Origin of the sequence: Brevibacterium siliguriense (assembly GCF_900105315.1) — a bacterium.
Taxonomy (GTDB): Bacteria; Actinomycetota; Actinomycetes; order Actinomycetales; family Brevibacteriaceae; genus Brevibacterium; species Brevibacterium siliguriense.
This window is the reverse complement of record NZ_LT629766.1, coordinates 1,528,037-1,553,816: the sequence shown is the minus strand read 5'-3', so window position 1 is coordinate 1,553,816 and position 25,780 is coordinate 1,528,037. Positions and strand designations below refer to the sequence as shown.

20 protein-coding genes and 1 pseudogene are annotated in these 25,780 nt (G+C 64.6%); 5 read left to right on the top strand and 16 right to left on the bottom strand.

All coding sequences use genetic code 11. The features are described 5' to 3' along the window. Nucleotides 1-21: 21 nt before the first annotated feature. The 3 genes from guaB to BLU88_RS06765 form a co-directional block, all read right to left on the bottom strand. Nucleotides 22-1,548 (bottom strand): IMP dehydrogenase, encoded by a 1,527-nt coding sequence (gene guaB / locus BLU88_RS06775; protein WP_092011609.1) that lies wholly within the window; start codon nucleotides 1,546-1,548, stop codon nucleotides 22-24. A 184-nt stretch (nucleotides 1,549-1,732) separates the two neighbouring features. Beyond that, nucleotides 1,733-2,395: a GntR family transcriptional regulator gene (locus BLU88_RS06770; protein WP_025776861.1), complete on the bottom strand. Its 663-nt coding sequence runs from the start codon at nucleotides 2,393-2,395 to the stop codon at nucleotides 1,733-1,735. Nucleotides 2,396-2,404: 9 nt separating this feature from the next. Then, a complete protein-coding gene (locus tag BLU88_RS06765; RefSeq protein ID WP_092011606.1) occupies nucleotides 2,405-3,406 on the bottom strand; it encodes a pseudouridine synthase in 1,002 nt (333 codons plus the stop codon). A 156-nt stretch (nucleotides 3,407-3,562) separates the two neighbouring features. Here BLU88_RS06765 and BLU88_RS06760 point away from each other — a divergent pair, with 156 nt between their 5' ends. Then, nucleotides 3,563-4,096 (top strand): hypothetical protein, encoded by a 534-nt coding sequence (locus BLU88_RS06760; RefSeq protein ID WP_092011603.1) that lies wholly within the window; start codon nucleotides 3,563-3,565, stop codon nucleotides 4,094-4,096. 95 nt (nucleotides 4,097-4,191) lie between these two features. On the opposite strand, the gene BLU88_RS06755 is transcribed toward BLU88_RS06760, so the two are convergent. Together BLU88_RS06755 and BLU88_RS06750 are read right to left on the bottom strand one after the other, a co-directional pair. Then, entirely contained in the window at nucleotides 4,192-5,913 is a 1,722-nt protein-coding gene (locus BLU88_RS06755) for an acyl-CoA dehydrogenase family protein (protein WP_092011600.1), read from the bottom strand. Then, nucleotides 5,910-6,512 (bottom strand): TetR/AcrR family transcriptional regulator, encoded by a 603-nt coding sequence (locus tag BLU88_RS06750; RefSeq protein WP_157689014.1) that lies wholly within the window; start codon nucleotides 6,510-6,512, stop codon nucleotides 5,910-5,912. The genes BLU88_RS06755 and BLU88_RS06750 overlap by 4 nt, the downstream gene beginning before the upstream one ends. 151 nt (nucleotides 6,513-6,663) lie before the next feature. Here BLU88_RS06750 and BLU88_RS18595 point away from each other — a divergent pair. From BLU88_RS18595 to BLU88_RS06735, 4 genes and pseudogenes are all read left to right on the top strand, one after another. Then, nucleotides 6,664-7,703, top strand: a pseudogene (locus tag BLU88_RS18595) (class I adenylate-forming enzyme family protein); the annotation flags it as partial. A gap of 45 nt (nucleotides 7,704-7,748) precedes the next feature. After that, on the top strand, nucleotides 7,749-8,180 hold the full coding sequence (locus BLU88_RS19130; RefSeq protein ID WP_407922851.1) for a class I adenylate-forming enzyme family protein: 432 nt from the start codon (nucleotides 7,749-7,751) through the stop codon (nucleotides 8,178-8,180). Between the two features lie 91 nt (nucleotides 8,181-8,271). After that, nucleotides 8,272-9,486, top strand: a complete 1,215-nt coding sequence (locus tag BLU88_RS06740) for a lysophospholipid acyltransferase family protein (RefSeq protein ID WP_092011594.1) — start codon at nucleotides 8,272-8,274, stop codon at nucleotides 9,484-9,486. A gap of 107 nt (nucleotides 9,487-9,593) precedes the next feature. After that, nucleotides 9,594-12,353, top strand: a complete 2,760-nt coding sequence (locus BLU88_RS06735; RefSeq protein ID WP_092011591.1) for a PEP/pyruvate-binding domain-containing protein — start codon at nucleotides 9,594-9,596, stop codon at nucleotides 12,351-12,353. A 128-nt stretch (nucleotides 12,354-12,481) separates the two neighbouring features. On the opposite strand, the gene BLU88_RS06730 is transcribed toward BLU88_RS06735, so the two are convergent. The 11 genes from BLU88_RS06730 to BLU88_RS06675 form a co-directional block, all read right to left on the bottom strand. After that, on the bottom strand, nucleotides 12,482-13,903 hold the full coding sequence (locus BLU88_RS06730; RefSeq protein ID WP_092011588.1) for an FtsX-like permease family protein: 1,422 nt from the start codon (nucleotides 13,901-13,903) through the stop codon (nucleotides 12,482-12,484). Beyond that, complete coding sequence (locus tag BLU88_RS06725; RefSeq protein ID WP_092011585.1) at nucleotides 13,900-14,676, bottom strand: ABC transporter ATP-binding protein; 777 nt, start codon at nucleotides 14,674-14,676, stop codon at nucleotides 13,900-13,902. Before BLU88_RS06725 ends, BLU88_RS06730 begins: the two co-directional genes overlap by 4 nt. A 440-nt stretch (nucleotides 14,677-15,116) precedes the next feature. Then, a complete protein-coding gene (gene groL / locus BLU88_RS06715) occupies nucleotides 15,117-16,709 on the bottom strand; it encodes a chaperonin GroEL (RefSeq protein WP_092011582.1) in 1,593 nt (530 codons plus the stop codon). A gap of 36 nt (nucleotides 16,710-16,745) precedes the next feature. After that, a complete protein-coding gene (groES, locus tag BLU88_RS06710; RefSeq protein WP_039209993.1) occupies nucleotides 16,746-17,039 on the bottom strand; it encodes a co-chaperone GroES in 294 nt (97 codons plus the stop codon). A 478-nt stretch (nucleotides 17,040-17,517) separates the two neighbouring features. Further along, entirely contained in the window at nucleotides 17,518-18,726 is a 1,209-nt protein-coding gene (locus tag BLU88_RS06705) for a resuscitation-promoting factor (protein WP_092011579.1), read from the bottom strand. A gap of 278 nt (nucleotides 18,727-19,004) precedes the next feature. Beyond that, complete coding sequence (locus tag BLU88_RS06700; protein WP_092011576.1) at nucleotides 19,005-19,991, bottom strand: TatD family hydrolase; 987 nt, start codon at nucleotides 19,989-19,991, stop codon at nucleotides 19,005-19,007. Continuing rightward, nucleotides 19,991-21,706: a methionine--tRNA ligase gene (metG, locus tag BLU88_RS06695; protein WP_092011572.1), complete on the bottom strand. Its 1,716-nt coding sequence runs from the start codon at nucleotides 21,704-21,706 to the stop codon at nucleotides 19,991-19,993. Before metG ends, BLU88_RS06700 begins: the two co-directional genes overlap by 1 nt. 460 nt (nucleotides 21,707-22,166) lie before the next feature. Beyond that, complete coding sequence (locus BLU88_RS06690) at nucleotides 22,167-23,249, bottom strand: hypothetical protein (protein ID WP_157689013.1); 1,083 nt, start codon at nucleotides 23,247-23,249, stop codon at nucleotides 22,167-22,169. Between the two features lie 397 nt (nucleotides 23,250-23,646). After that, a complete protein-coding gene (gene rsmI / locus BLU88_RS06685; protein ID WP_092017258.1) occupies nucleotides 23,647-24,498 on the bottom strand; it encodes a 16S rRNA (cytidine(1402)-2'-O)-methyltransferase in 852 nt (283 codons plus the stop codon). Between the two features lie 131 nt (nucleotides 24,499-24,629). Next, the gene (locus BLU88_RS06680; RefSeq protein WP_092011566.1) at nucleotides 24,630-25,061 is read right to left on the bottom strand and encodes a DUF4190 domain-containing protein; all 432 of its coding nucleotides are present in this window, start codon (nucleotides 25,059-25,061) and stop codon (nucleotides 24,630-24,632) included. A gap of 143 nt (nucleotides 25,062-25,204) precedes the next feature. Next, a complete protein-coding gene (locus BLU88_RS06675; protein ID WP_092011563.1) occupies nucleotides 25,205-25,666 on the bottom strand; it encodes a DUF4190 domain-containing protein in 462 nt (153 codons plus the stop codon). Nucleotides 25,667-25,780: the final 114 nt, after the last annotated feature.

Below are 25,780 nucleotides of genomic sequence, written 5' to 3'. Positions count from 1 at the left end.
TGACTGGAGAACCTCCCTACGTCACTTCACGACGTAGTTCGGGGCCTCAACGGTCATCTGGATATCGTGCGGGTGGCTTTCCTTCAGCCCTGCCGTGGTCAGACGGACGAACTTGCCCTTGGCCTTGAGCTCATTGACGGTGCGTGCGCCGACGTAGAACATCGTCTGGCGCAGACCGCCGGTGAGCTGGTGGGCGACCTGCTTGAGGTGACCGCGGTAGGCGACGCGGCCTTCGATGCCCTCGGGAATGAGGTCCGTGTCGGTGGCGATATCGGCCTGGAAGTAGCGGTCTTTCGAGTACGACTTGCCCTTGCGCGGAGCCATGGCTCCCAGCGAGCCCATGCCACGGTAAGCCTTGTACTGCTTGCCGTTGACGAAGATGAGTTCGCCCGGTGATTCGTTGCAGCCGGCCAGCAGGGAGCCGAGCATGACGGTGTCGGCACCGGCGACCAAGGCCTTGCCGATGTCACCGGAGTACTGGAGTCCGCCATCGGCGATGACCGGAACTCCGGCGGCACGGGCGGCCTGAGCTGCAAGGTGGACGGCTGTGACCTGCGGGACGCCGACACCGGCGACGACGCGGGTGGTGCAGATCGATCCGGGTCCTACGCCGACCTTGACGGCGTCGACTCCGGCTTCGACGAGCGCCTGCGCGCCCTCCTTCGTAGCGACGTTTCCACCGATGATCTGCACGGCGGAAAACGCCGGGTCTGACTTGATCTTCTTGATCATGTCGGTGACTCCGCGGGCGTGACCGTTGGCGGTGTCGACGACGAGGACGTCGGCTCCCGCCTCGGCGAGCATTCCCGCACGCTCGTAGGCGTCACCGTAGAAACCGACGGCGGCGCCGACGCGCAGACGACCCTCGTCGTCCTTGGTGGCCAGCGGATATTCTTCGGTCTTGACGAAGTCCTTGACGGTGATGAGGCCCTGGATGACGTTGTTGTCGTCGACCAGGGGCAGCTTCTCGACCTTGTGTTCGGCGAGCAGTTCGAAGGCCTTCTCGGCGGCCACGCCGACGGGTGCGGTGACCAGCGGCATCTTCGTCATCGTCTCGGCGACGGTGCGAGTGGGGAATTCGCTGCGGGTGACGAAGCGCAGGTCGCGGTTCGTCACGATGCCGACGAGCACATTGTTCTCATCGACGACGGGCAGGCCGGAGATGCGGTACTTGCCGCAGATCTCGTCGAGTTCTTCGAGCGTCTTGTCCGCGGTGATCGTCAGCGGGTCGTTGATCATGCCCGATTCGGAGCGCTTGACGTAGTCGACCTGGTTCGCCTGATCTTCGGCGGAGAGGTTGCGGTGGATGATGCCCAGGCCGCCGATGCGGGCCATGGCGATCGCCATCCGGGATTCGGTCACGGTGTCCATCGCCGCGGAGACGAGCGGGATGTTGAGCTCGATCTCCTTGGTCAGTCGGGAGGCCGTGGAGGCTTCGGAAGGGATGACATCGGTGTCGCCTGGCAGGAGGAGGACATCGTCATACGTGAGTCCCGTCAGCGAGAACGGATCGTTTGCGGCCTGTGATTCCTGCTCGAGGTTTCCCATGAAGACAGCCTTTCGACGCGAAGATACGGTGGCTCAATGTTATCGGAGCGAGAGAGTCGACCGCTATGGGTTCAAGCACCGGGCACTGTGAGACTGGCTACACAGGACGTGCTGTCGGATTCGCCTTGGAGCAGGGCGTCAAGGCGCTTGGGGTTCGAAGCGAGATGGCGTCGACCGAAGCGCTTCAGCGCCCTTCCCCCACTGACCGTGCGAGGTCGAGCGTCGAGGCTTCGGAGTCGTCGAGGTGGATGCGCAGCAGTCCTTCGGCACCCTGGCGATCTCCGGACTTCATCTTCTCGAGGATGTCCCGATGCGGATTCGCCCAGTGCGAGTGGTACTTGCCGGGCTCGGGCGAGCGGGAGAACGTCGTCGACAGCCGGGCCATGAGGTTGAGGTAGAACTCGTCGAGCAGCGGGGAGCCCAGCAGTCCGACGATCGCCCGATGGAACGATGCCGAGTGCTCCTGGGCGTCGGCCCAGGTTTCGTTCTTCGGTGCGGTTTCGGCTCGGACCACGGAGGCTTCGACGGCGGCCATCGCCTCGTCGGTGGCGTCCTGCGATTCCTGGACGGCGCGGATCTCGAAGACTCGACGGGCACGGTAGAGGTCCTTGAGTTCGTCGATGCCGAAGGTGGAGACGAAGAAGCCTCGGTTGGGTTCCTGAGTCAGCAGCCCGGCGTGGCGCAGCAGGCTCAGCGATTCGCGGGCGGTGTTGCGCGAAACGTTGAACTCCTTGGCCAGGGCACCATCGCGGACCGGGCTTCCTGCCGGGTACTCACCGTCGGTGATGCGGGTGCGGACAAGGGCGACGATGGCCTCTGATGTGCATCCGGGGGCGTGTGGACTCATAACACCAGGCTACCGGGTTTCGCCTGGATCGGAGCTGACCGCGGCGGGATCGAGCTCGAGTCCGGTCTCGAATCGTCGGCTCAGCCCGGTGAGCGGATCGTCGAATGAGATCTCCGCGGCCAAGAGCTGCAGCGGTGATGTGAAGTCGTAGGGGTCCGGGGCGAGGTCGACCGGGTAGACCGGATCACCGAGGATGGGCAGCCCAAGCGCGTTCATGTGCACCCGCAGCTGGTGTGTCTTCCCTGTGACCGGCTCGAGCTCATATTCGGCAACCCCTCCCCGAGGCGGCGCCGTGGTATCTGTGTCACCGTGCGGTGGGGAGATGATCCGGAGGAGGCGGATCCGGCTGTTCGCGTTCGGTTCCCCTGCGACTTCGAGGACTTGGCGTCCGCCGACCGGCTTGACCAGACGTGATTCGCGGACGACGGGAAATTCCATGCCTGCAGGTGGTGCCGGGGCCAGAGCGCGGTAGGTTTTGTGCACTTTGCGGTCTTGGAACAGGCGCTGGTAGCGGCCGCGTGTCTCGGGCCGTTTCGACAGGACCAGCAGACCGGCGGTGATCCGGTCGAGGCGGTGGATTGCGACGAGATCGGGCTGGTCGAGGTCGACGCGCAGACGGGTGACGACGCATTCGCGGACGAAGCGTCCGTTCGGAGTGCTGGCGAGGAAATGGGGTTTGTCGACGACGAGGAGGTCCTCATCCTCGAACACGATGCCGACCTCGAACGGGATCCGCTCTTCGGGTGGGACGGGGCGATGGAAGAAGTAGAACCCGCCGGGGACGACCGGATCGCCCCAGGTCACCGGGCGCCCTGCCTCGTCGCGCAGGTCCCCGTCGGTCAGCAGCGCCCGTCGAGATTCGGGGGCCGCCTCGGGGAATTCGGATTCGAGCCACTGACCGATCGAGTCGGGAACGGGCAGGTGATTCTTCGCGTGGGTGGCCTTGCCGCCGGGGGCGCGCAGCGCGGTCGCCGAGATTCCCTCTCGAGGCGGAAGCGGACTGCGGGGCATGGGACCAAGTCTATGCGGTGCCGCTTTCGTCGCGGTCGCGAGAGGGCTGGCGCGGGACCGCACGAAGTCCGCCGGATACCGCAGGTCGGCCGCAGTTTCCGCAAAACTCCGAGACGCCTTCGAATTCCCGGCGGATGAGGACCTATGGTGGGAGTTATGAACCGCATCGAGCTCACGCAGGATGTCCTCTGCGAGAAGGTCGTCACGCCGATTGTTCTCGGAATGTTCGCCAACTACGAGTGGGAAAGCATAGCGATGCTTCGCGACACCGACGATGAGCGCCGACTCATCGCACGGATCGTCGTCGCCGGGGAGGCCATTGAAGTCCTCCTCGATTTCCCCGGCAATGATGAGAGCCTCTATGACATGCAGGAGCGACTGGTCGAGGAGTTCCGGGCATTCATCGAAACGTCCGAATTCGGAGCGCGCCGCACCCCGAGTGGGAGGCCGACTCGTTCGCCCTCGAGCAGAAACCGGCAGTCGTCACCCGCACTCCGCGACCGGACTTCGACGGCCCACCTGACTGCGTTCAGCGGCACCTGCGCAACCGCGGCCGGGTCATGCGCGTCGACCGCCGCCGCTGCGTCTCCGCCCACCGCCGCAGCTGAGTCCACAGGTATTCCGAGGACTGCCGCACTTCCCATCGCGCCCCAGCCGCCGGCCGGCCGACATTGGTATCGTCCTCTCTGAAATGCCCGCCTTCCTCGCTGTGTAATTCAGAGAAACCTATACCGAAACCTGGAACGAATGCGCTACGGTCAATGCGCTTCGCCGCGCGTTGCCGCTCACGCCCGGTTGATGAGGAAGTCGATGTCGACTCCATCCGGCAGGGCGCCGTATTCGCGGCCCCGGTCGGCACCGAGCCGGGCCGCGGCAAAGCTGGCCGCCACCTCGTCGGGGGCGGATTCGAAGAGGATCGCCGCCTGCATGAGCAGCGCCATCTTCTCCACCAGCACTCGTCCACGCACCTGCAACTTCGCCTGTGCGGCCGCATCCCCGGCATCCAGGTCCTGCACCGCATCCTGCAGAGACCGGGACAGCGACTCATAGGCCGCATCGAAGTCCGCGTGCTTGCCCAATCCGGTCTCGAGGAAGCCGAGGAACGTCTTGGCACTCCGCGGTTCGCGGCCAAGGGCGCGCAGCACATCGAGGACGATGACGTTGCCGGAGCCTTCCCACACCGCCATCACCGGCTGCTCCCGGTAGCGGCGGGCCAGGGGGAAGGACTCGGTGTAGCCGTTGCCGCCGAGGCATTCGAGCGCCTCGTAGGCATGCTCGGGTCCGCGTTTGCAGATCCAGTATTTGGCGACGGCCGTCGCCAGACGGCGGAAGTCGGCCGACTCGGCGCTGTCATCGTCGTACGTGGCAGCCAGGTGCAGCGCCGTATAGGCAGCCGCTTCGGCCTCGAGCTGGAGGTCGGCGATGACAGCACGCATGAGCGGCTGGTCGATGAGCGTGGCACCGAACGCCGCGCGCCCACGGGCATGCCAGGCCGCTTCGGCGACGCATTGGCGCATCCCCGCGGCCGAACCGAGAACACAGTCGAGGCGAGTCTGGGCCACCATCTCGATGATCGTGCGCACGCCCTTGCCCGGCTGACCGAGAAGCCATCCGTGTGTGGCGTCGAACTCGACCTCCGAGGAGGCATTGGACTTGTTCCCGAGCTTGTCCTTGAGCCGCTGGATCCGGAACGTATTCCGTTCTCCGCCAGGCAGAACACGGGGTACGACGAAGCAGCTCGGGCCCTCATCGAGTTGGGCGATGACGAGGAATGCGTCGGACTGCGGAGCCGAACAGAACCATTTGTGGCCGGTGATGAGGTAGTGGTCGCCGAACACAACCGCGTACGTGGTGTTCGCGCGGATGTCCGATCCACCTTGTTTCTCCGTCATGGCCATGCCGAAGGTCACGGCCGACTTCATCGCCGGGTCGATCCGCCGCGGATCGTAGCCGGCGGCGGCAGCACGCGGCTCCCAGAAGTCGGCAAGCGCGGGGTCGGCGCGCAGGGACGGCACGACCGCGTGCGTCATCGACACCGGGCAGGCGTGACCGGGTTCGATCTGGGAGAAGAGCATGAACCGCACGGCACGTTCGACATTGGCCCCCGGCCCGGGATGAGTCCAGGCGTACGAGTGCGCTTCCGCGTCGAGCGCGTCGCCGATGATCCGGTGGTAGGCCGGGTGGAATTCGATTTCGTCGATGCGGTTGCCCCAGTCGTCGTGGGTGCGCAGCACGGGTCCGTGGACGTTGGCCAGGCGGGCGTCGTTGATGAAGTCCGCACTGCCGACGAGCGCTCCGATACGTTCGAGTTCGTCGTGAGAGGCGCTCGGCGCATAGTGGGCGAGCGCATCCTTCAGTGCCGTATTCAGCGCGAATTCGTTGATATCACGCCGAGGCGGCGCTTGGTTGAACACCAAATGCGTCGTCCGCGGGGACGACGGTTCCGAAGCGGGCCCTGCGAAGTGAGTGACCGCAGTTTTCGCGGCGGTGTCGGGTGTCGTGGTCATGGTTCTCCTAATGCGGATCGGGTGAACGTGGTCAGTGCCTTGATGAGAGTCGCGATCTCCGTCGGACTCGGAATCGGGGTGGCCGGGTCGAGGATGTCGACGAGGTTCTCTCCGACGCTTCCGACGATCGACCGGGCGACCACCTCGGCGGGGATCTGCGTGCCGCCCACCCGGTCCAGGGCTGCCGCGATGGCGGCGACATAACCGCGACGCAGCCGCAGTCGCTCGCTCTGGACAGGTTCGGGAACCTCTTCGAACAGCAGGGCATGGGCGAGCCTGCGACCGGCCACGGCGCGCCGAACGAAGACTTCGACAGTCGACTCCGCGACCTCGGAGGCGGTGGCCGCCTCGGCGACGGTGCCGGCGATGACGTCCAATTCGTGACCGGCGGCCTGAGCGAAGACCAGCCGCAGCAGCTCGTCACGGTTGCTGAAATACGTGTAGATCGACCCGGCGCTGCAGTCGGCCTCGGCGGCGACCGCGGCCACACTCGCCGCGGCGAATCCCCCACGGGCGATGACATGACGGGTGGCACGCTCGATGCCGGCCCGGCGCGCCTCGGCGTTGGCCCGGGTTCGTCTCGTCTCGCGATAAGCCATTCTCACCTCGGTTCGTCGAATGGTCGCCCACGGATCGCCCGGAAACCGTCGGAACCCTCCGCTTGTCATCGCCTGTGGAGAAGTCACTTCCCCAAAGAAATGAATCGTGGTTCAATTGTTATCAGTATGACATCCGTCACAAGGAGAAGCAATGAAGCTTGGAACCATGCTCGACACCACTGCCCTGCGAACCCCGGACAAAGAGGCTGTGGTCTATGAGGATCAGCGCTTCACCTACGCCGAGCTGCGGCACCGGGCACTCAAGGCCGCACAGGTGCTCGCCGACAACGGAATCCGCCCCGGCGACGCCGTGGGCATCATGACATTGAACGTTCCGGGTTTCGTCTTCGCAGCGTTCGGCGCTTGGTATCACGGTGCCACGGTGGTGCCGGTCAACCACAAGTTCCAAGCTCCAGAGGTCAAGTACACGATCGAGCACTCGGGAGCGAAGCTCGGCATCGTCAGCACCGAACTCGCCGAGGTCGCGCGAGCCGGGGCACCGGACATCACCTGGCTGGAGACCGAACCCAGCGCTCCGGGCAGCTTCGACGCCCGGCTCGATGCCGCTGCCGAGGCCGAGCCCGGCAGCTTCACCGATGAGCACGTCGCGCAGATCCTTTACACCTCGGGCACCACGAGCTCGCCGAAAGGATGTGTGCATTCGCATCGCAGCATCTTCCAGGTCGGTACGCTCATCAATCTCAACATGGGCTACCAAAGCGATGACCGATACCTCATCTGCATGCCGATCTGGCACTCAGCGCCGCTGAATATCGCGCTCATCCCGACCATCCAGATGGGCGGAACCGTCGTCCTCCAGCGGGCGTATCACCCGGTAGAGTCGATGCAGATCATCGCGACGGAGCAGATCACGACATTCTTCGGACCCACCGTCGCCTATGTCGCTCCGATCATGACCGCGAAAAAGCTCGGCATCGACTTCTCCGACTTCGACTTCTCATCCATTCGGCGGTGGAACTACGGCGGCGCCCCATCGACCGCTCGACGGCCGCCATGCTCATCGAGGCCTATGGCACGAACCAGTTCTACAATCTCTTCGGCATGTCCGAAATGGGTCCGACCGGATGCCTCCTCGGTCCCGAGGATCAGCTGCGCAAAGCCGGATCCGTCGGCCGGCACGCCATGCTCGGCAATGCCATGCGCGTGGTCAAGGCCGACGGCACCGAGGCGGGCCCTGGGGAGACCGGAGAGATCTGGTTCGCTGGTGACACCCGGATGCGCGAATACCTCGGCAATTCCCAAGCCACCGAGGCGGCCTTCGAGGGAGAATGGTACAAGACCGGTGATCTCGCCCGGCTCGATGAGGACGGCTACCTCTATATCGTCGACCGGTCGAAGGACGTCATCATCGTCGGCGGCGAGAACGTATTCTCCCTCGAGGTCGAAGAGGCCATCATCGCCCACGAGCGGGTCGCCGACGTCGCAGTCGTTGCGAAGCCCGATCCGCAGTGGGGCGAACAGGTCGTCGCCTTCATCACGACCACCGATGGTGAGGACTTCGGTGTCGAAGAGCTGCGAGACTTCCTCGCCGACAAGCTGGCCCGCTATAAGCTGCCGCGCGAAGTCCTCACCATCAATGAACTGCCGCGCAACCCTTCGGGCAAACTGCTCAAGCACAAGCTCCGCAGCGAGTTGGCTGCCGGCTGACGACGGCCGAGGGCACTCCCTGGATTGCGGAAGTCATGGGCAGTCGCCGAGGACGCTCCCATCCCACCCGAACCTGTGGTGGACTGGTGACATGAGCGATGCCTCACTGAGCCTGCGTCACCGGATCATCAACGCGGCAATGCGCACCGTGTACTTCGGCCGCATCCGCGTGCTCGACCTCAGCAAGAACCCGGACTCCCAGTCGCCGAGGTCGGCATCATCTCCCGCCGAGGCGGCCCCCGCCTCAGGTGCCGACCATCCCGCCGCATCCGCTGACTCTCCTTCCGCGCCCGGTGGAGGTCCCGCCCGGCGCCCGCGCCTCATCATCGCCAGCCACCGCAACGGCGCGATCGACGGCCACCAGGTGCTCGCGGCGTTCCCGCACGCCCAGTTCCTCGTCTCGATCCAGCTGCTGCGCCACTGGTTCCTCCGCCTCTTCATAGCCGGCATCCCCGTCGTCCGCCCGAAAGACGTCGAGCGCTACGGACTCGATCCCGCCTCCGTGGCCAACCCCGTCGAGGCCGGACTCGCCCACCTGCGCCGAGGCGGCGACCTCGGCATCTTTCCCGAGGCCAGCAGCGAGTGGGGCCACAGTCCGCAGCCGTACAAGCCCGGTGCCGCCCGGATAGCGTGCGCCCTCATCGACGGCGGCATCAACGTCGAGGTCATCCCCCTGGGCCTGTTCTATTCGACCCCTGACCGGTTCCGCTCCCGCGCCGAGGTGGTCCGCGGTCCTGCAGTCACGGTTCCCGACCGCGATGGCCGGGAGGACAAGGAATGGGAGGCGGCGGTCGCCTCGGCAATGGGATCGGCCCTCGACGCGGTCTCAGTGAACTGCCCGGACGAGGCGACGTTCACCGCCGTCGAAGCCTGTGCCCTCGATCGGGCGCGGAAGACTTCGGGCGGCGAGGCGAGCTATGCGCGGGCGTTTCTGGATCTGCAGAACGCGGCCGGATCGGCAGTTCCCGACGGCGATCGGTCCGCAACGGCGGATCGCACGGACGGCGGCCCCACCTCGGCGAATGTGCCAGCGACGCCGCGGGCCTATCCGGTCATCCGGTGTCTCGGATTCTTGGCTCTGTGGCTCTTCGCGCCGATCCTCGTGGCCGCGGCGATCGCCGGGTCACGCGCGGACGGTCGCAATACTGTCACATTCTTTCGCATCCTCGTGGGCTTCGCAGCAGTTATGGTCTGGGTACCGGTGCTGATAATCGCGGCGTTCTTCTGGCCCGCGGTCATCGGCGCGGGTGTCGTCAGTGGGGTGCTCGGCTGGCTGCTGCTGGGAGTCCGCCGCATCCGGCTGTGAACCCCAGCCAGCCATCAACCGCACCGATCCCGCAATCGCACCACCCTCGACGATCCGCACCACACCCGCGGAACAGCGTCGTGAACCTCAGATCCGAAGGAGCCCCAATGAGCCTCACACTCCGCTTCACCGATCCCCTCGCCACCGAGCTGGCACGCAGCGGCGGCAAAGGCGCCAGCCTGGCGAAGTCCGCGCAGAACCTGCCCGTTCCCGGCGGCTTCATCGTCACCGCCGACGCCTATTCCCAGTTCATCGCGCCGCTCCAATCACGGATCACCGAGCTCATCGGCACCGACTCCCCCGCCGAGGCGATCGCCGACTTCATCCGCGCCACCCCGATTCCCGCAGCATGGCTGTCCGAATTCGACGAAGCCGTCGCCGAGGCGGGCCTGACCGGGCATGCCGTGGCCGTGCGGTCCTCGGGCACGATGGAAGACCTGCCGGGTGCCGCATTCGCCGGACAGCACGACACCTACCTCGGTGTGCGCGGGACCGCCGCCATCGCCGAGGCGGTGCGTGACTGCTATGCCTCCCTGTGGAACGAGCACGCCTTCCGCTACCGCCGGCAGCTCGGCGTCGATCAACTCGAGGCGAAGATGGCCGTGGTCGTTCAGCTCATGGTCTCCGTCGGCGCCGATGAAGCCGCTGGAGTCGCGTTCTCCGTCGATCCGGTGCGCGGCAACACCGATGAGGTGCTCATCAATGCGGCCTTCGGACTCGGCGAAACGGTCGTCGGCGGGGAGGACCCCGTCGACGAATTCCGGGTTCACCGCGATTCCGGCGATCAGGTCGCCGCAGAGATCGCCGAGAAGCCCACCGCACTGATCATGCGCGGCGCTGGCGACGGCCTCAGCACTGGCTTTGGCGACGGGGGCGACCGCCTCGGTGAGGGTGGCGACCGCCTCGGCGAGGGGGACGGTCGGGGTGACGGCCGCCTCGGCGTGGGGGATGACGCGCGGACGACGGTCGTCGATCTCGGCGAGGAACAGCGGACGCGCCCGGCTCTGACGGCAGAGCAGACGCGGGCGGTCGCCGAGCTTGCGGTGGCTGCGGAGAACCATTTCGGGTTCGCGCAGGACATCGAATGGGCTCTGCACGACGGTGATCTCTACCTGCTGCAGTCGCGGCCGATCACGCGGGTGGCTCCGCGATGGACCCGCGACGAATCCGCGGAGCGGTTCCCCACTCCGGTCACTCCGCTGACCTGGGACCTTGTGGAGGCCGGGTTCCATCATTCGCTCAACCACAGCTTCGACCTCATGGGGCTGCCGCCGTTCGACGACAAGTGGTTCGTCATGCGCGATTTCTACATCTACGGCAATCAGACCGCGGTCGACCTCTATGCCGGGCGACTGCCGACGGCCATGCTCTCCAGCGTCGAGGCGATCACCGAATCGCTGCCGCAGATCGCCCAGCAGTTCGGGTGGGTGCAGGAGCTGCCGGTGCAGTGGATGCGTGACCTCGACACTTATCTCATCGGGATCGGCAGGCTTTCGCACGAACCCCTGGAGGAGAAGACGCTGGGGCAGGTGTGGGATCACGTCATTGCGATCAGTGACCTCGGAACCGAGTACTTCCGACCGAACATCGCGATCTCGCTGACGCAGGGCACGCTTTATGCGGCCCTGCAGCACATGCTCTCGCTCGCTCTCGACGAGGATCAGGCACAGGTCGTGTTCGAACGCCTCATGGCGTCGACGGAGACGAAGACGTCCCAGGTCAACGCCGAACTGCGCGAACTGTCGCAGCTTGTGGCCGCCGATGCCGATCTGCTCGCCGCACTCGAGGCCCACCATGGAGAGGCCGGAGTCTCGGAGCTGGAGAGATTCCCGCAGTTCAAGGCTGTCTTCGACCGGTTCCTCGCACAGCATGGACACCGTGAACTCGACTTCGACGCCTATTATCCGACGTGGGTCGAGGCTCCGCACATCGTGCTCGACCAGATCCGACTCCTCGCCGCCCGGACCGTGGCCGAGGCAGAGGCGAAGGCGTCGGACGCCGAGGGCGGTCCGAACGGGGCAGGAGACGGCGCGCCGAAATCGGGCGCGGGCGCAGCGCCGATGACGGACATGGAGCGCAAGGTCATCCAGGCGGAAACCGAACTCGCCGTGGTCAACGCGGCGCCGGAGAAGCTGCGATACCTCGTCCAAGAAGTCATCCGCCTGGCCCGGACCTACACGGCACTCGATGACCTCGAGCACTATCAGACGACACGGCTGACTCTGCCAATGCGTCGGGCACTGCGGGAACTCGGCGGCAGGCTCGTCGACGCCGGTGTCCTCGACGAAGCCTCAGATGTGTACTTCATCGACTTCGAGCATCTCGACACGGCGATCCGAGCCGACGCCGCGAACCGCGAGGCGGACACCACCGACGCCGCCGCTGGCACCTCAACGAGCACGGCCACAGGCTCCACGGGAACAGGACATGCTCTGACGAGTCTCACCGAGATCGCCGCGCAGAACAAAGCAGCCTACCAGGCCGCGGTCGAACGCACGCCCGAGTGGGAGTACGGCAGAGCAACAGCTGCAGTCGACTCCGACACCGATCACATCAGCGGCACTGCGGGCAGCCCGGGGACCGTCGAAGGTGAGGTCTTCGTCGTCCACTCCCCCGCTGACTTCTCCTCGTTCCCCGATGGTGCGATCCTCGTCGCTCGCACCACGAACCCGGCATGGACGGCGCTGTTCTACCAGGCCGGCGGTGTGATCACCGAAAGCGGCGGGGCACTCTCGCACGGTGCGGTCACCGCTCGTGAACTCGGACTGCCCGCAGTCATGGCCGTTCGCGACGCGACGAGCCGCTTCACCTCCGGCCAGCGAGTCCGCGTCGACGGATCGAATGGAACCGTCGTCGAACTCGACTGAGTCTCGGAACCCGGTCCCGCCTCGGCGGGGATCGACGTCGGCCACCTCTGACCGGGGATAGGCGAACCACGGCGCCGCCTCGGCGAGGCGATCCGCCAAGTTACGGAACCGTCCTCGGTTCCCGAGCCTCACACGGCTTCGAGCGCCTCGACGGGGCTGATCGAGGTGGCCGCGCGGGCAGGTTCGCGGCTGGCGACGAACACGGCGATGAGGGTGCCGACGATGACGGCGATGACGACCGACCAGGGCACGCTCGGTGCGAAGAGGCCGAGCAGGGGCGAGAGCAGGGTCAGCGCGCCGACCCAGCCGAAGCCGATGCCCAGCGGGACGGCGACCGCGCAGGCGGTCAGGCTCAGCTGCAGGCCTTCGGCCGTGATCATCCGACGCACGCGCTTCGGGGTCTGGCCGAGCGCCATGAGCAGCCCGATCTCCTGAGTGCGCTGACGCACGGAGAGCATGAGTGTGTTCGCGACGCCGATGACGGCGATGATGACGGAGAAGAGGATGAGTGCCAACGCGAACAGCATCGACTTGTCGATGACGGTGGCCAGCGCGTCCTCGAGGCCACCCCACCCTTCCTCGCCGAGCGACCTGGCATACCGCAGCAGCTGATCGCGGAAGGTCGTCATGGCGGTGGCGAACATGACGATGAGCGTGATGCCGATGACGAGTCCGATGACCGTGCGCGCGTTCCGGGTGGGATGGCGGGCGATCGTCGAGGCGGCCAACCGGGACACTGCGGTGCGCCCGCACAGCCAGCCGATCGCCGCCTGCAGGGGCGGCAGGATCCACGGGTGGCCGATGATGACGCCGAGGAAGGTCAGGCTCGAGCCGAATGCGGTGAGCACCACGCTCATCAGGCTGATCCGATGATCGGCGGCCCCGATCACGGCGTTGACGAGGAACGTCAGCCCCATGGACAGCAGAATCAGCGAGGCGGTGAGCCCGCCGAGCGAGGCGCGGGCATCCTCGGGCCGGGCCTCCACCGCCTGCGAGGTCGCCTCAATCGGTGAGATCCCCGTGATGCGGCGCGCGCCCAGATATGCCGACAGCCAGGTCACGATGATTGTGGCGAGCGCGGGAACGGCCATGGTCGGGGTGAGGAGGGCGGCCTCCTCGGTGATGGCCTTGCCCAGGTAGTTCTGTGCCGCCCTCGCCAGACCGGTCGACGCCGCAAAGGCGAGCACCGCGGCGGGGACGGAGATGATCAGTCCCTCCACCGAGGCGGCCCTGCGCAACCGTTTCGACGACGCCCCGATGAGGCGCAGCAGAGCCAGCTGGCGGCTGCGACCGGCGATGATGATCGAGAACGTGTTCGCGATGACGATCGCGGAGACGAAGAGAGCGATGAGGAAGAAGGTGACACCGAGCATCGAGAGGAAGTTCTGCGCGGTCTCGGATTCGGCGATGATCTTCTCAGACGACAGCCACGCGGTCAGGATCGCGATGCCCTGCATGATCGCGGTGCCGAAGAGGGCGGCGATGAAGACGACGAGGATGCTGGGAAAGAACTGCCGCGGGTTGGTTCGGATCTCGCGCAGCGGGTTCATCGACTCACCGCGGATTCGGCGCGTTCGTCGATGTCGAGCATGGTCGAGGCGATCGCTTCGGCGGTGATGGTGTCGTTCAGTTCCGTCACCGGGGTGCCGTCGGCGATGAAGATCACGCGGTCGGCATGGGCGGCGACGATCGGGTCGTGGGTGACGAGCACGATCGATTGGCCGAAGTCGCGGACGGCTTCGACCATGATCGCCATGACTTCGCGACCGGACTTCGCATCGAGGTTGCCGGTCGGTTCGTCGGCGAAGAGGATGTCGGGGCGGGTTGCGAGCGCCCGGGCGATGGCGGTGCGCTGCTGTTGACCGCCGGAGAGCTCATTGGGTCGGTGTTTGAGTCTGTCTTCCAGTCCCAGTCGATGGACGACCGTGGTGATCCAGGCGCGTTCGTCGGCACCCGGCCGACGGTCGTCGAGTTCGAAGGGCAGGCGGATGTTCTCTTTGACGGTGAGCGTGGGCACGAGGTTGAACGCTTGGAAGACGAAACCGATCCGGCGTCGACGCAGGGCGGTGAGATCGTCGTCGCGCAACTTCGTGATCTCCTGTTCGCCGAGGTGGACCGTGCCTGAGGTGGGCCGGTCGAGTCCGGCGAGGATATGCATGAGTGTCGATTTCCCCGAGCCCGAGGGCCCCATCACCGCGGTCAGCTTGGCCGGTGCGATGTCGAGACTGACTCCGCTGAGAGCCGTGACCGCGGCCCCTTTCGGATCGAAGACCTTCGAAACGTCGCGGAGTCGGGCGATGGGCATCGCTGGGCCGGTGGTCATAGATTCCTCATGCGTCGGTGCAAGCTGTCATTTCCAGACTAACGAGGATCAGCGCTCAGCAACATGAAAAGCGACTGGCCAGTAGGTGTGAGCCAGCTGTATGCGGCGGGTGCTCTGGCCGCTTGCGCCCGGTTGTGATCCACTGGAGAGATGACCTATGACGCGCTCCACCTCTCGACGTCCATCGACGCCTCCCCCCCCCCGCCGAGGTGGTCTTCACCCTCTATCGTCTGCCGGGTGTCGATGATGCCGAGTTCGACCGCGACGCGGACATGGTCCGCGCCGACCTCGCCCGTCTCCGCACTCAGCTCGAGACCGACCGCGGGTGATCGTCGGGTCGGTCTGGCCGCCTCGGCGAGGGTGAATACAGCAGTGGCCCGGAACGTGATGTTCCGGGCCACTGGCGTTGGTCAGAGGTGACTGACGTCCGAGCGGGTCGCTCAGGCCTCGTCTTCCTCTTCCTTCTTCTCGACGACCAGAGTCTCGGTGGTGAGAACCAGGGCGGCGATCGAAGCGGCATTGCGCAGGGCCGAACGGGTGACCTTGACGGGGTCGATGATTCCGGCGCCGATGAGGTCGCCGTACTCGTCGATGGCGGCGTTGTAGCCCTGGCCGGACTCGAGGTCCTGGACCTTGGCGACGACGACGTAGCCGTCCTGGCCGGCGTTCTCGGCGATCCAGCGCAGCGGCTGGACGACTCCGCGCTTGACGATCTCGGCACCGGTGAGTGCGTCACCGGTCAGGCCGAGGTCATTGCCGTCGAGGACCTTCGCTGCGTGGATCAGAGCTGATCCGCCACCGGCGACGACGCCCTCTTCGATGGCGGCACGAGTAGCGGACACGGCGTCTTCGACGCGGTGCTTACGCTCCTTGAGCTCCACCTCGGTGGCGGCGCCGACCTTGATGACTGCGACTCCGCCGGAGAGCTTGGCCAAGCGCTCCTGCAGCTTCTCGCGGTCCCAGTCGGAGTCGGTGTTCTCGACCTCGGCACGGATCTGTGCGACACGACCGGCAACAGCATCGTCGGAACCTGCACCATCGATGATGGTGGTGTTGTCCTTGGTGACGGTGATGGTGCGGGCGTTGCCGAGCTCTTCCAGGGTGACCTGGTCGAGCTTCATGCCCATGTCCGGGGTGACGACCTGGCCACCGGTGAGGACGGCGAGGTCCTCGAGGATGGCCTTGCGGCGGTCACCGAAGCCGGGAGCCTTGACGGCGGCGACGTTGATGATTCCGCGCAGCTTGTTGACGACCAGGGTCGACAGAGCTTCGCCCTCGATGTCCTCGGCGATGATGAACAGCGGCTTGCCGGCCTGCTGCACCTTCTCGAGGACAGGCAGGAGCTCCTGGATGTTGGAGATCTTGCTCTGGTTGATGAGGATGAGAGCGTCGGAGAGCACAGCCTCCTGGCGATCGGCGTCGGTCACGAAGTGCGGCGACAGGAAGCCCTTGTCGAACTGCATTCCTTCGGTGATCTCGAGTTCGACGGACGCGGCCTGCGACTCATCGATCGTGATGACGCCGTCCTTGCCGACCTTGTCGAAGGCATCGGCGATGAGCTTGCCGATCTCAGGCGACTGAGCCGACAGACCAGCGACGTGTGCGATCTCCGAGGAGTCGGCGACGTCGCGGGCGATGGTGCCCAGCTGCTCGGAGACGGCCTCGACGGCAGTCTCGATGCCGCGCTTGAGCTGTCCGGGTGCGGCACCTGCGGCAACGTTGCGCAGTCCCTCGTTGACGAAGGCTTGAGCAAGCACGGTCGCGGTGGTGGTTCCGTCACCGGCGATGTCGTTGGTCTTGGTGGCGACTTCCTTGGCCAGCTGTGCGCCGAGGTTCTCGTAAGCGTCGTCGACCTCGACCTCACGGGCGATGGTCACACCATCGTTCGTGATCGTGGGAGCGCCCCACTTCTTGTCGAGCACGACGTTGCGGCCCTTGGGTCCCAGCGTCACCTTGACGGTGTCGGCCAGGGTGTTGACACCCTTTTCGAGTGCACGACGAGCTTCGTCGTTGAATTCCAATGATTTAGGCATTCGTCCTCCTGTCAGTGAAGTAGTTGTTCAGGGGATTCAGCCGATGACTGCGAGCACGTCGCGAGCCGAGAGCACGAGGAACTCTTCGCCTGCGTACTTGACTTCGGTGCCTCCGTACTTGGAGTAGATGACCTTGTCGCCGACGGCGACGTCGACCGGCACGCGGTTTCCGTTGTCAGCAACGCGGCCCGGGCCCACTGCGACAACTTCGCCTTCCTGAGGCTTTTCCTTGGCGGTTTCGGGAATGACCAGACCACTGGCGGTAGTCTGTTCTGCTTCGACCTGACGGATGACAATCCGATCTTCGAGTGGCTTGATGGAGACCGACATATCGGGCCCTCTCCCTTCGCTGGGTTCTATTTCATCGAGTCAGACGGCGGCTGCTGCCATGAACCTCTCGTCGTCGCGGGTGCCGAGCGATTCGACCGTCTCATGAAACTGGCACTCAATGAGTGCTAGTGCTAATTCGACTCTAGATCGCTCTTAGCACTCGGTCAACTTGAGTGCCAGAAATTCGTCATGCTCTGGGCGAAAGTTCAGATTGGGTGCCACGCGGGGATGGTGCCGGTGTCGAGTTCCGGACGATCCGTGCGGGAATCCGTAGCCCTTTCCAGCACGGATCGTCCGGAACTCGCCCCTCCACGCTGACCCCGACAGGCACCAAAAAGCGTGGGCCCCGAGGATCTCTCCTCGGGGCCCACGCTCCTTGCTGACCGCCTCAGCTCAGTTGTCGATATCTGTTGTCAATGGCGGCCAGAGTTCATTGCCTATCAGGTGCCCAAGCGGCGACTGCGGCTCTGATCTCGGATCAGGCGCAGGTCCACTGACCCCAGCCGGCTTCGGCCTGCAGCTTCTTGGCGCGCTGGAACTGCTCCTGCGGGCTGGCGTCGGCCGGGTTGCCGCTGCCTCCCATGTTGTGCCAGGTCTGCGGAAGGAACTGGAACAGGCCGAAGTGAGTGCCGTTCGACGCCTTGGGGTCGAAGTTCGACTCGCATTCGACGACCTGATACCACTTGGAGCCGGGTCCGCCGAGCATGTCCTTGATCTCCTGGGTGCTCATGGTGCCACCGCTGGAGCCGGAGCCGCCGCCGGCGCTCGAGCCACCGGAGTCGCCCGAACCGGAATCGCCGGAGTCACCCGAGTCGGAGCCGCCGGTGTCAGCCGGCTCTTCCTTCTTCTTGGTGCCCTGGATGACGACCTTGGCCTTGGGTTCGGAGAGGACCTTCTCGTCCTTCTTCTCCTTCTTGACCTCTTCACCGTTGATCGTCTTGACCTTGTAGGTGACCTGCTTCTCGCCGTCCCTGCCTTCAGCCTCGACCTTGGTCTCGCCCTCATAGAGCGAATCGGACTTCTTGGTCTGAACCTCGGCCTTGATGGCCTGCTTGTCCTTGACGGTGTCGTTCTTCACGCGGTTGACGGTCAGCACCTGGCCGTCGGAGACCTCCGCGGACATCGGCACGGACAGGAAGTCGTCCTTGTCGAGCTTGACGCCCGTGTCCTTGAGCGCTTCCTTCGCGGTGCCCACAGCGGCCGAGACCTTGTGGTCCTTGCCATCGGCGACGACGGTGAGGTCCTTCGCCGTGGTCACCTCGATGTCATTGCCCTTGTCCTTCAGACGCTGGCTGGCCTTCGCGTTGAGGTCGGCACCCTTCGCGTCCACCCCGAGGTCAGCCAGAGCCTGACCCACAGTGTTCGCGTTGGTCCATTCATTCGTCTTCTTGCCATCGACGGACAGCGCAACCTTCTTCGCCGTGTTGACGGTGATCGTCATATCACGGTCGACCTTGGTGCCCACACCGGGCTTGACCTGGTCGCGCTTATCGACTTCGATTTCGTGGCTGTCGAGGATGTCCCCGACCGTTCCACCGAAGGTTCGGATCTCTTCAGCCTGTCCGTTGACCTCCAAGGTCACAGGCTTGTTCATAGTCACAACTGCGCCCGTGCCACCGACGAGTCCGGTGATCACGACCGCCTGTGCAGCGATCTGAACCTTGCGGTTCTTCAGAAAATCAATCACAAAAATATCCCTGAGCAGATTTCATCGACCCGATCACTGTAACCGATTCGTTACACGGTTCGCAAAATATCACGGAAATGTAACGGTGTGAGTTTCCTGAGGGCGTGTCTGACCTGGAGTTCCCCGTGTTTCAGGGGCATTCCCGACCGTGATATTTCCCCGCCGAGGCGGCCCCACGTCCCGTTATCTCGCTCACCGAACGTGGGGCTGAGTCCAGCCCACCGGTCGCTGTGCGACACCTGCCGGAGCGTCGTTACCGGACCTCCACCGGCTGGGTCTCAGTCCCAGCTTCCGAGGGCGCGCTCCGCGTTGTTCCACACGGCAGCGCACAGGTCCTCTTCACTCATCCCGCGCACTTCGGCGAGTTTCCGCGCCGTGATCGCGGTGAGGTAGGGACCTCCCGGCTTGCCGCGATGCGGGTGCGGAGTGAGGAACGGTGCGTCGGTCTCGGTCAGCAGCAGCTCCAGCGGAGCGGCCGCCGCGGCCCGCCGCAGCTCGTCGGCGTTCTTGAACGTGAGGTTGCCGGCGAAGGACATGAAATAGCCTTCGGCCGCGCATTCGCGGGCCATCGCTTCGTCACCGGAGTAGCAGTGGAAGATCGTGACCTCGGGAGCGCCTTCCTCCTTGAGGATGCGCAGCACATCCGCGTGTGCTTCACGATCGTGGATCTGCAGGGCACGTCCGGTGCGCTTGGCGATCTCGATATGGGCGCGGAAGGAGCGCTGCTGTTCGGCGACGCCCTCCTCTGCCGTGCGGAAGTAGTCGAGCCCGGTCTCCCCCACCACACGCATACGATCGTGCGAACTCACGAGCGATTCGATCTCGGACAGCGCATCGTCGAGCAGGCCGCGCTCGGCCAGGCGCGGAGCCTCATTCGGATGCAGGGCCGCTCCGCCGATCATCCACGTCCGCCCACTGGAAGGAGGAGTCGGCACGGTGCGGGTGTCGGCCGCCTCGGCGGGAGAACCTGCCCCGGCGGCACCGGCATATTGCGAAGCCACGAGCGTCGTCGTCCATCGGGCCGCCGGAAGGTCGCAGCCGATCTGGACGATGCGACGGACCCCCGCCTCGGCAGCGGTGTCATGGAAGAAGTCCAACGACGGGAACTCTTCGTCTGAGTCCGGAGTCACCTCGGGTTCAGGTTCTCCGGCACCCAGCGGCAGGCGCACACCCGTACAGATGTCGAGGTGGGTGTGGGTGTCGACGACAGGATGAGCCAGCGGTTCGGGCACAGGTGGATAGGTTCCGGCGGCGCGCGAGGCCATTATTCGGTCTCCTCCACAAACTTCGGGAACACAGGTTCGGGCTTCGGCAGAGGTGTGCCCGGCTCGAGCGGGAACTCGACGGCCGCGAACGACCGGGGATCTGCCTCGGCGGCGGCCATGCCATCGGCAGCGGCCTCGGCGACATTCGGCGCCAGGGCGGCCGAAGCATAGGCGGCACCGGCGGCGACACCGATGGCCGCACTCGCGGATACGGCTCCCATCGCCTCGGCGCCGGACCCGGAATCGACGGCGGTCGGCAGAACCTTCGCACCGGCCTCACCGACGCCGGCGGGCACACCGAGGAGGTCGAGGATCTTGCCCGCGGAATCGGGCATGACCGGCTGGATGAGGATGGAGATGATGCGCACGACCTCGATCGTCACCCACAGCACAGTGGCCATGCGGTCCGGATCGGTCTTCTTCAGCTTCCACGGCTCCTGAGCGGAGAAGTAGCGGTTGGCCTCGGACAGCACCTTCCAGCAGGCCTCGACGTAGAGGTGGAGGGCCTGGGTGTCGACGTGGCGTCGGGCAGTGTCGGGTACGGCACGGGCGAGGGCGAGGAGCTTCTCGTCCGCCTCGGTGAGAACGCCTGGCTGCGGGACCTGGACGTCGCAGTTCTTCTGGATCATCGACAGCGAACGCTGGGCGAGGTTGCCGTATTCGTTGGCGAGGTCGGAGTTCTTGCGGGTGATGATCGAGTCCTTCGTGTACGAGCCGTCGTGGCCGTAGGAGAACTCGCGGAAGAGGAAGAAGCGCAGGGTGTCCAGGCCGAAGGCGTCGACGAGGTCGAGGGGGTCGACGACGTTGCCGACGGACTTCGACATCTTCTCACCGGAGTTGAAGAGGAAGCCGTGGGCGTGGACGCGCTTGGGCAGTTCGATGCCGGCGGACATGAGGAACGCGGGCCAGTAGACGCTGTGGAAGCGGATGATGTCCTTGCCGATGATGTGGACGTCGGCGGGCCACCACTTCGCGAACTTCTCTTCGTCGTCCGGGAAGCCGGCGGCGGTGATGTAGTTCGTCAGGGCGTCGATCCACACGTACATCACGTGCTTGTCGTTGCCGGGCACCGGCACACCCCAGTCGAAGGTGGTGCGGGAGACCGAGAGGTCCTTGAGCCCGGAGGCGACGAACGAGGCGATCTCGTTGCGGCGGGAGTCGGGGCCGATGAACTCGGGGTGGTTCTTGTACAGGTCGAGCAGCTTGTCCTGGTACTTCGAGAGGCGGAAGAAGTAGGACTCCTCTTCCGTCCAGGTCACCTCGGTGCGGGTCTCCTTGGACAGGCGGACACCATCGACGACTTCGGTTTCGTCGTCGGTGTAGAAGGCTTCGTCGCGCACGGAGTACCAGCCGGAGTACGTGTCGAGGTAGATGTCGCCGGCTTCTTCGAGCTTACGCCAGATGGCCTGCGAGGCAGTGTAGTGGTCTTCGTCCGTGGTGCGGATGAACCGGTCGAAGGTAGAACCGAGGGCGAGCTGGGTGTCGCGGAAGTTCTTCGCGTTGTCGTCAGCGAGCTCCTTGGGCGTGATGCCGAGTTTGTTCGCCGCCTGCAGCATCTTCAGTCCGTGCTCGTCCGTGCCGGTGCAGAAGAAGACATCATGATTGTCCAGTCGCTTGAACCGGGCGATCGTGTCGGCCGCAATGTACTCATAGGCATGCCCGATGTGAATGGCCCCGTTGGGGTAGGCAATCGCTGTCGTCAAGTAGTAACCCATAGGGAACTCAGTCTAAGGGACACCACCGCGCAGGCCCGCATGGGCGGGTGCGGGAGGGTTCACGGGGACACGTCGAGGCGGTGTACAAGGTCTGCCGGTGGCCGGTCCGGGGACTTTCAACCGTTGCGGCTTTTACACCCCGGTGGTGTCCGGTAAGTGTGTGGGAATACTGTCGGATAGGAATGTAGACACCACATTGGCTGGGTCCGGTTTTCACATATGTCGCGCGCCTGAAACAGTACTGTTGCCGCTCTTGGCTCTGATAAGAGGCATCGGCCTGGCACTGCGCAGCCCCAATAGACCACGTTCAAAGCCAATCTCCGTTTTGGTACGGATTTCTCTGAAAAGCTCCCTGAACAACAAATTGAGCAATTCAGAGTGGAGCGCACCATTCATTCCTTTCTGCACGAGCTATTAACCGCGCGACAAGCTACCCACCGGGCCGATCAACTGTTCAGACCTATCCCAGCGTCGGCTTGCCTCTGAATTCCAGCAGTTGCGGAGCCTGGCCGAACACCTTCATCTCAAACCGATTCAGATTGGTGACGTCACGGAATTGCAGATGCACGATTCTGAACCCCATATTCATCAGCTCGTTCTGCTGACGGCCTTCGTGTTTGAGTCTCTCACCGCCGAAGTCGGCATACTTCTGGCCTCCGTCGAATGCGAGAACCGTGTTTGTGGGCCTGTGCAGAAAGTCGAGCCGCGCGAGAAGCGAGCCGTCATAACCAACGTTCCACTGCTGAGTGAAGTCGTGCAGACCCATCTGGTGAAGGGCAAACGAAGTCCGACTCTCAGCGTAGCTCTCAGAGAGCGGACTGATGATCGTCAAGATGCGCAGAGCGCGTCCCCTCCCCCGACTCAGGCGCATTGCCGCGGGAACGAAGTCACGATCCACGATCTCGCGACCGATCGCGTGCATGCGCCGTGGATCGTTCATCCCGATCTTTGAGTCGCCGGATTCTCGTTCAACCTGGGCTCGCAGTCCCCCTTCCAGCGCGGCCATTCCGTCTGCAGGGCCCTTGTCTGCGATCAGATCCAGCCCGGCGCGGACAGACGTGAATGTTCTGACTCCATGGACCGTGCATAGGTCCTCGGCGCTGAATCGTCGTCTCCGCCTGATGACCTCGGGGCTGGACGAATATGCCGTCGGATTCGACACTATGATCTGCTCAAGCTCTGGTTTGAACAATGGCAATTCGTGGAGGATCGCCGCGGACACTCCGCTCACAGCGTCTTCCGTCCTGAAGTGGCGGTAGTGCACGATTCCCAGTCGGGCTAGGTGTTCACCGAACCGGTGGTCACCTGAGCGACTCGCAGCAGTCGTCGAACGGAAGTATTCGATCCAGTCTTCATCATTGATCAATACCATCGCCGACCGATGCTTCTTCAGGTTACAGACGCGAATGATCGAATAGATTCCGCGCGTGAGCTTCAGCATGCAGCAGTTCACTGCGCTGGCAATCGCTGCATGGGTCATCCCGACTGCTCTGAGAGTTCTGTAATCGACGACGTTGTACCTGTGCAGATATTCGAGGCTCATCTGCCGATCGTGCGACTTCACCGAGGTCATGTCACCGCGTGGGACCTCCCCTGTGGAAAACTTTGCTCTGCCCACAAGCAGTAATGTCGAAGTCATCAGCGCTGTGCACATGGGGCGGCTGTCGAGTCGCCCCGAACGGTGCGCCTCATATTCGCGGACTGATCCCGATTCCGGTATGGGATCTTCTGAGTTGCTCACTTTCCTCTGTGTGCATTTCAGAGGAAGGCGTACCGAAACTTTCAACATAGTCAGTGTGTAAGTGGATTCGTCTGTGCCCGCTCTTCCGGAACGCGGTTCACCTGCCATCGCTAGGTCGCTCACCTGCCAGGTGCTCCGTCCTGGCCCCGTCATTCGCGGCCAGCGACTCACGAGTCCGCCCGAGCGCTGGGACTCTGAGTCACTCGCGGTGGAGCCAGGCCTCGTAGACGTCGCGCTTCGACAGGCCGAACTTCTTCGCCACCTGCCCGGCCGCATCCTTGGCGCGCACACCGGTGTCGACCAGCGCACTGACCTCGCCGAGGTGGTCCCCCGGAGCTGTTTCGACCTCGGTGGCACCGGCGAGCACCAGAGTCAGTTCCCCGCGCAGTCCGTCGGCGGCCAGGTCGCGCAGGGATCCGACGGTCCCGCGCAGCGTCTCCTCGTACGTCTTCGTCAGTTCGCGGCTGATCGCCATCGGCCGGTTGATGCCGATGATCTCGGCGAAATCGTCCATCGCGTCGGCGATGCGGTGCGGGCTTTCGAAGAACACCATCGTCCGCTTCTCGGCCTTGAGCTCGGTCAGCAGGGTCTTGCGCTGCCCGGACTTGCGCGGCAGGAACCCTTCGAAGCTGAAGCGGTCACTGGGCAGCCCCGAGACCGCGAGGGCCATGAGCACCGCGGACGGACCCGGCGTCGACGTGATCGGAAGTTCCGCCTCGGCGCAGGCCCTGACCACGCGGTAGCCGGGATCGGAAACGGCGGGCATCCCCGCGTCGGAGAGCAGGACGACGGTCTCACCTGCGGCGATGTTGTCGACGAGTTCGGGCGCTCGGTGGCCTTCGTTGTGATCGAAGACGCTGATGACCCGCTTCGTATGCGTGAGATCGAGTCGTTGCGCCAGTGACAGGAACCGGCGCGTGTCCTCGGCGGCGATGACGTCGGCGGCTTCGATGGCCTCCCGCATCCGCGGGCTGGCATCACCGAGGTTGCCGATCGGGGTCCCGACCAGGATCAGTCGACCGCCGGTGACGTTCGGACCGGATCCCAGCACCGCGTCATCGGTCCGGTCGAATTCGTCGGACGGCGTCGCCTCGGTGAGGTTGTCGTCGGTTCGGGGATCGGCCGCCTCGGTGAGGTCCTCGTCCGAGGTGAACTCAGAGTTCGGATTCGAGGAATCCTCGGTCACGAAGCGCCTTCAGCCGCGAAGATCAACGCGAACATGCCGAGGTAGAGAAGGACGAAGAAGACCCAGAAGAGGATCCAGAGTGCGGTGCCGATGTAGCCCACCCACAGGGCTGCGATCGCCATGCCGTCGCCGCGTTCTCCGCGTTCACGGATCTGCTTTCGAGCGATGTGGCCCATGATGATGCCGGCGATGCCGCCGATGAAGACAGACGAGACGACACCGAAGATCGAGGCGCACATGCCGACGATGGCGAGCACATTCGTCGGCGGAAGCTGTTGGTACACGTAACCGGGTCCGCCGGCGTACTGCGCATTGGCTGCGTAGGCGCTGTTCTGACTGTAGGACTGGGCACCGTATGAGCCTCCCGAGTTCGACTGGGGCTGCTGGTAGTACATGTCCGGGTTGTTCCAGTTGTTCTGGCTGCTCATGGCGAAGTCTCCTTGTGGTTGCCTTCAACGGTACAGAGTCGTCGGTGGCGGCAAAAGGTGGGGCGGTTACAGGTCAATCACAGTTGGCGGGGCGGGCACCTTGCGGTGTGATGCCGGGGAGGGCTCCTCGACGTTGCGCCGTCTCAGCTGACAGTTGCGTTTCCGGCGGCGATGGACGTGCCGATCACGAGTGCGATGACTCCGAAGTAGATCAGCCAGAACACGACCCAGAAGAGCACGCTGAGGTATCCCAGCCACAGTCCAGCCACTGCCATTCCGTTGCCGCGTTCTCCTCGAGCTTTGATCTGCGACCGGGCGATGTGGCCGAAGATGATGCCGACGATGCCGAGGAAGAAGAACGAGGAGATGAACGAAATGAGGCCGAGCACCAGCGCGACGATCGACGAGGAATTCGTCGGCGCCACCTGCTGGTAGACGACGACCGGCGCCCGGTTTCCGTAGGTCATGGGCATCGATACCACTGCCGGCGCCTGGACCAAGGCGGGCGAACGAACCGGTGCGGACGTATGGAGCGCGCCGGGAGCGTGGACCGAACCGTTCGATGCCGTGTAGGTGTTCCCGAGGGGCAGTACGCGAGTGTTCATGTCCGTGTCCGTTCCGCTGGCTGTCGTTGATCGTCAGGGCTGTTCCGGGCCGTCCTCGACGGCTGTCCCGATGTCTGAGATCAACGCTACCCAGGTGCGGCGAGCGCGGTGGTC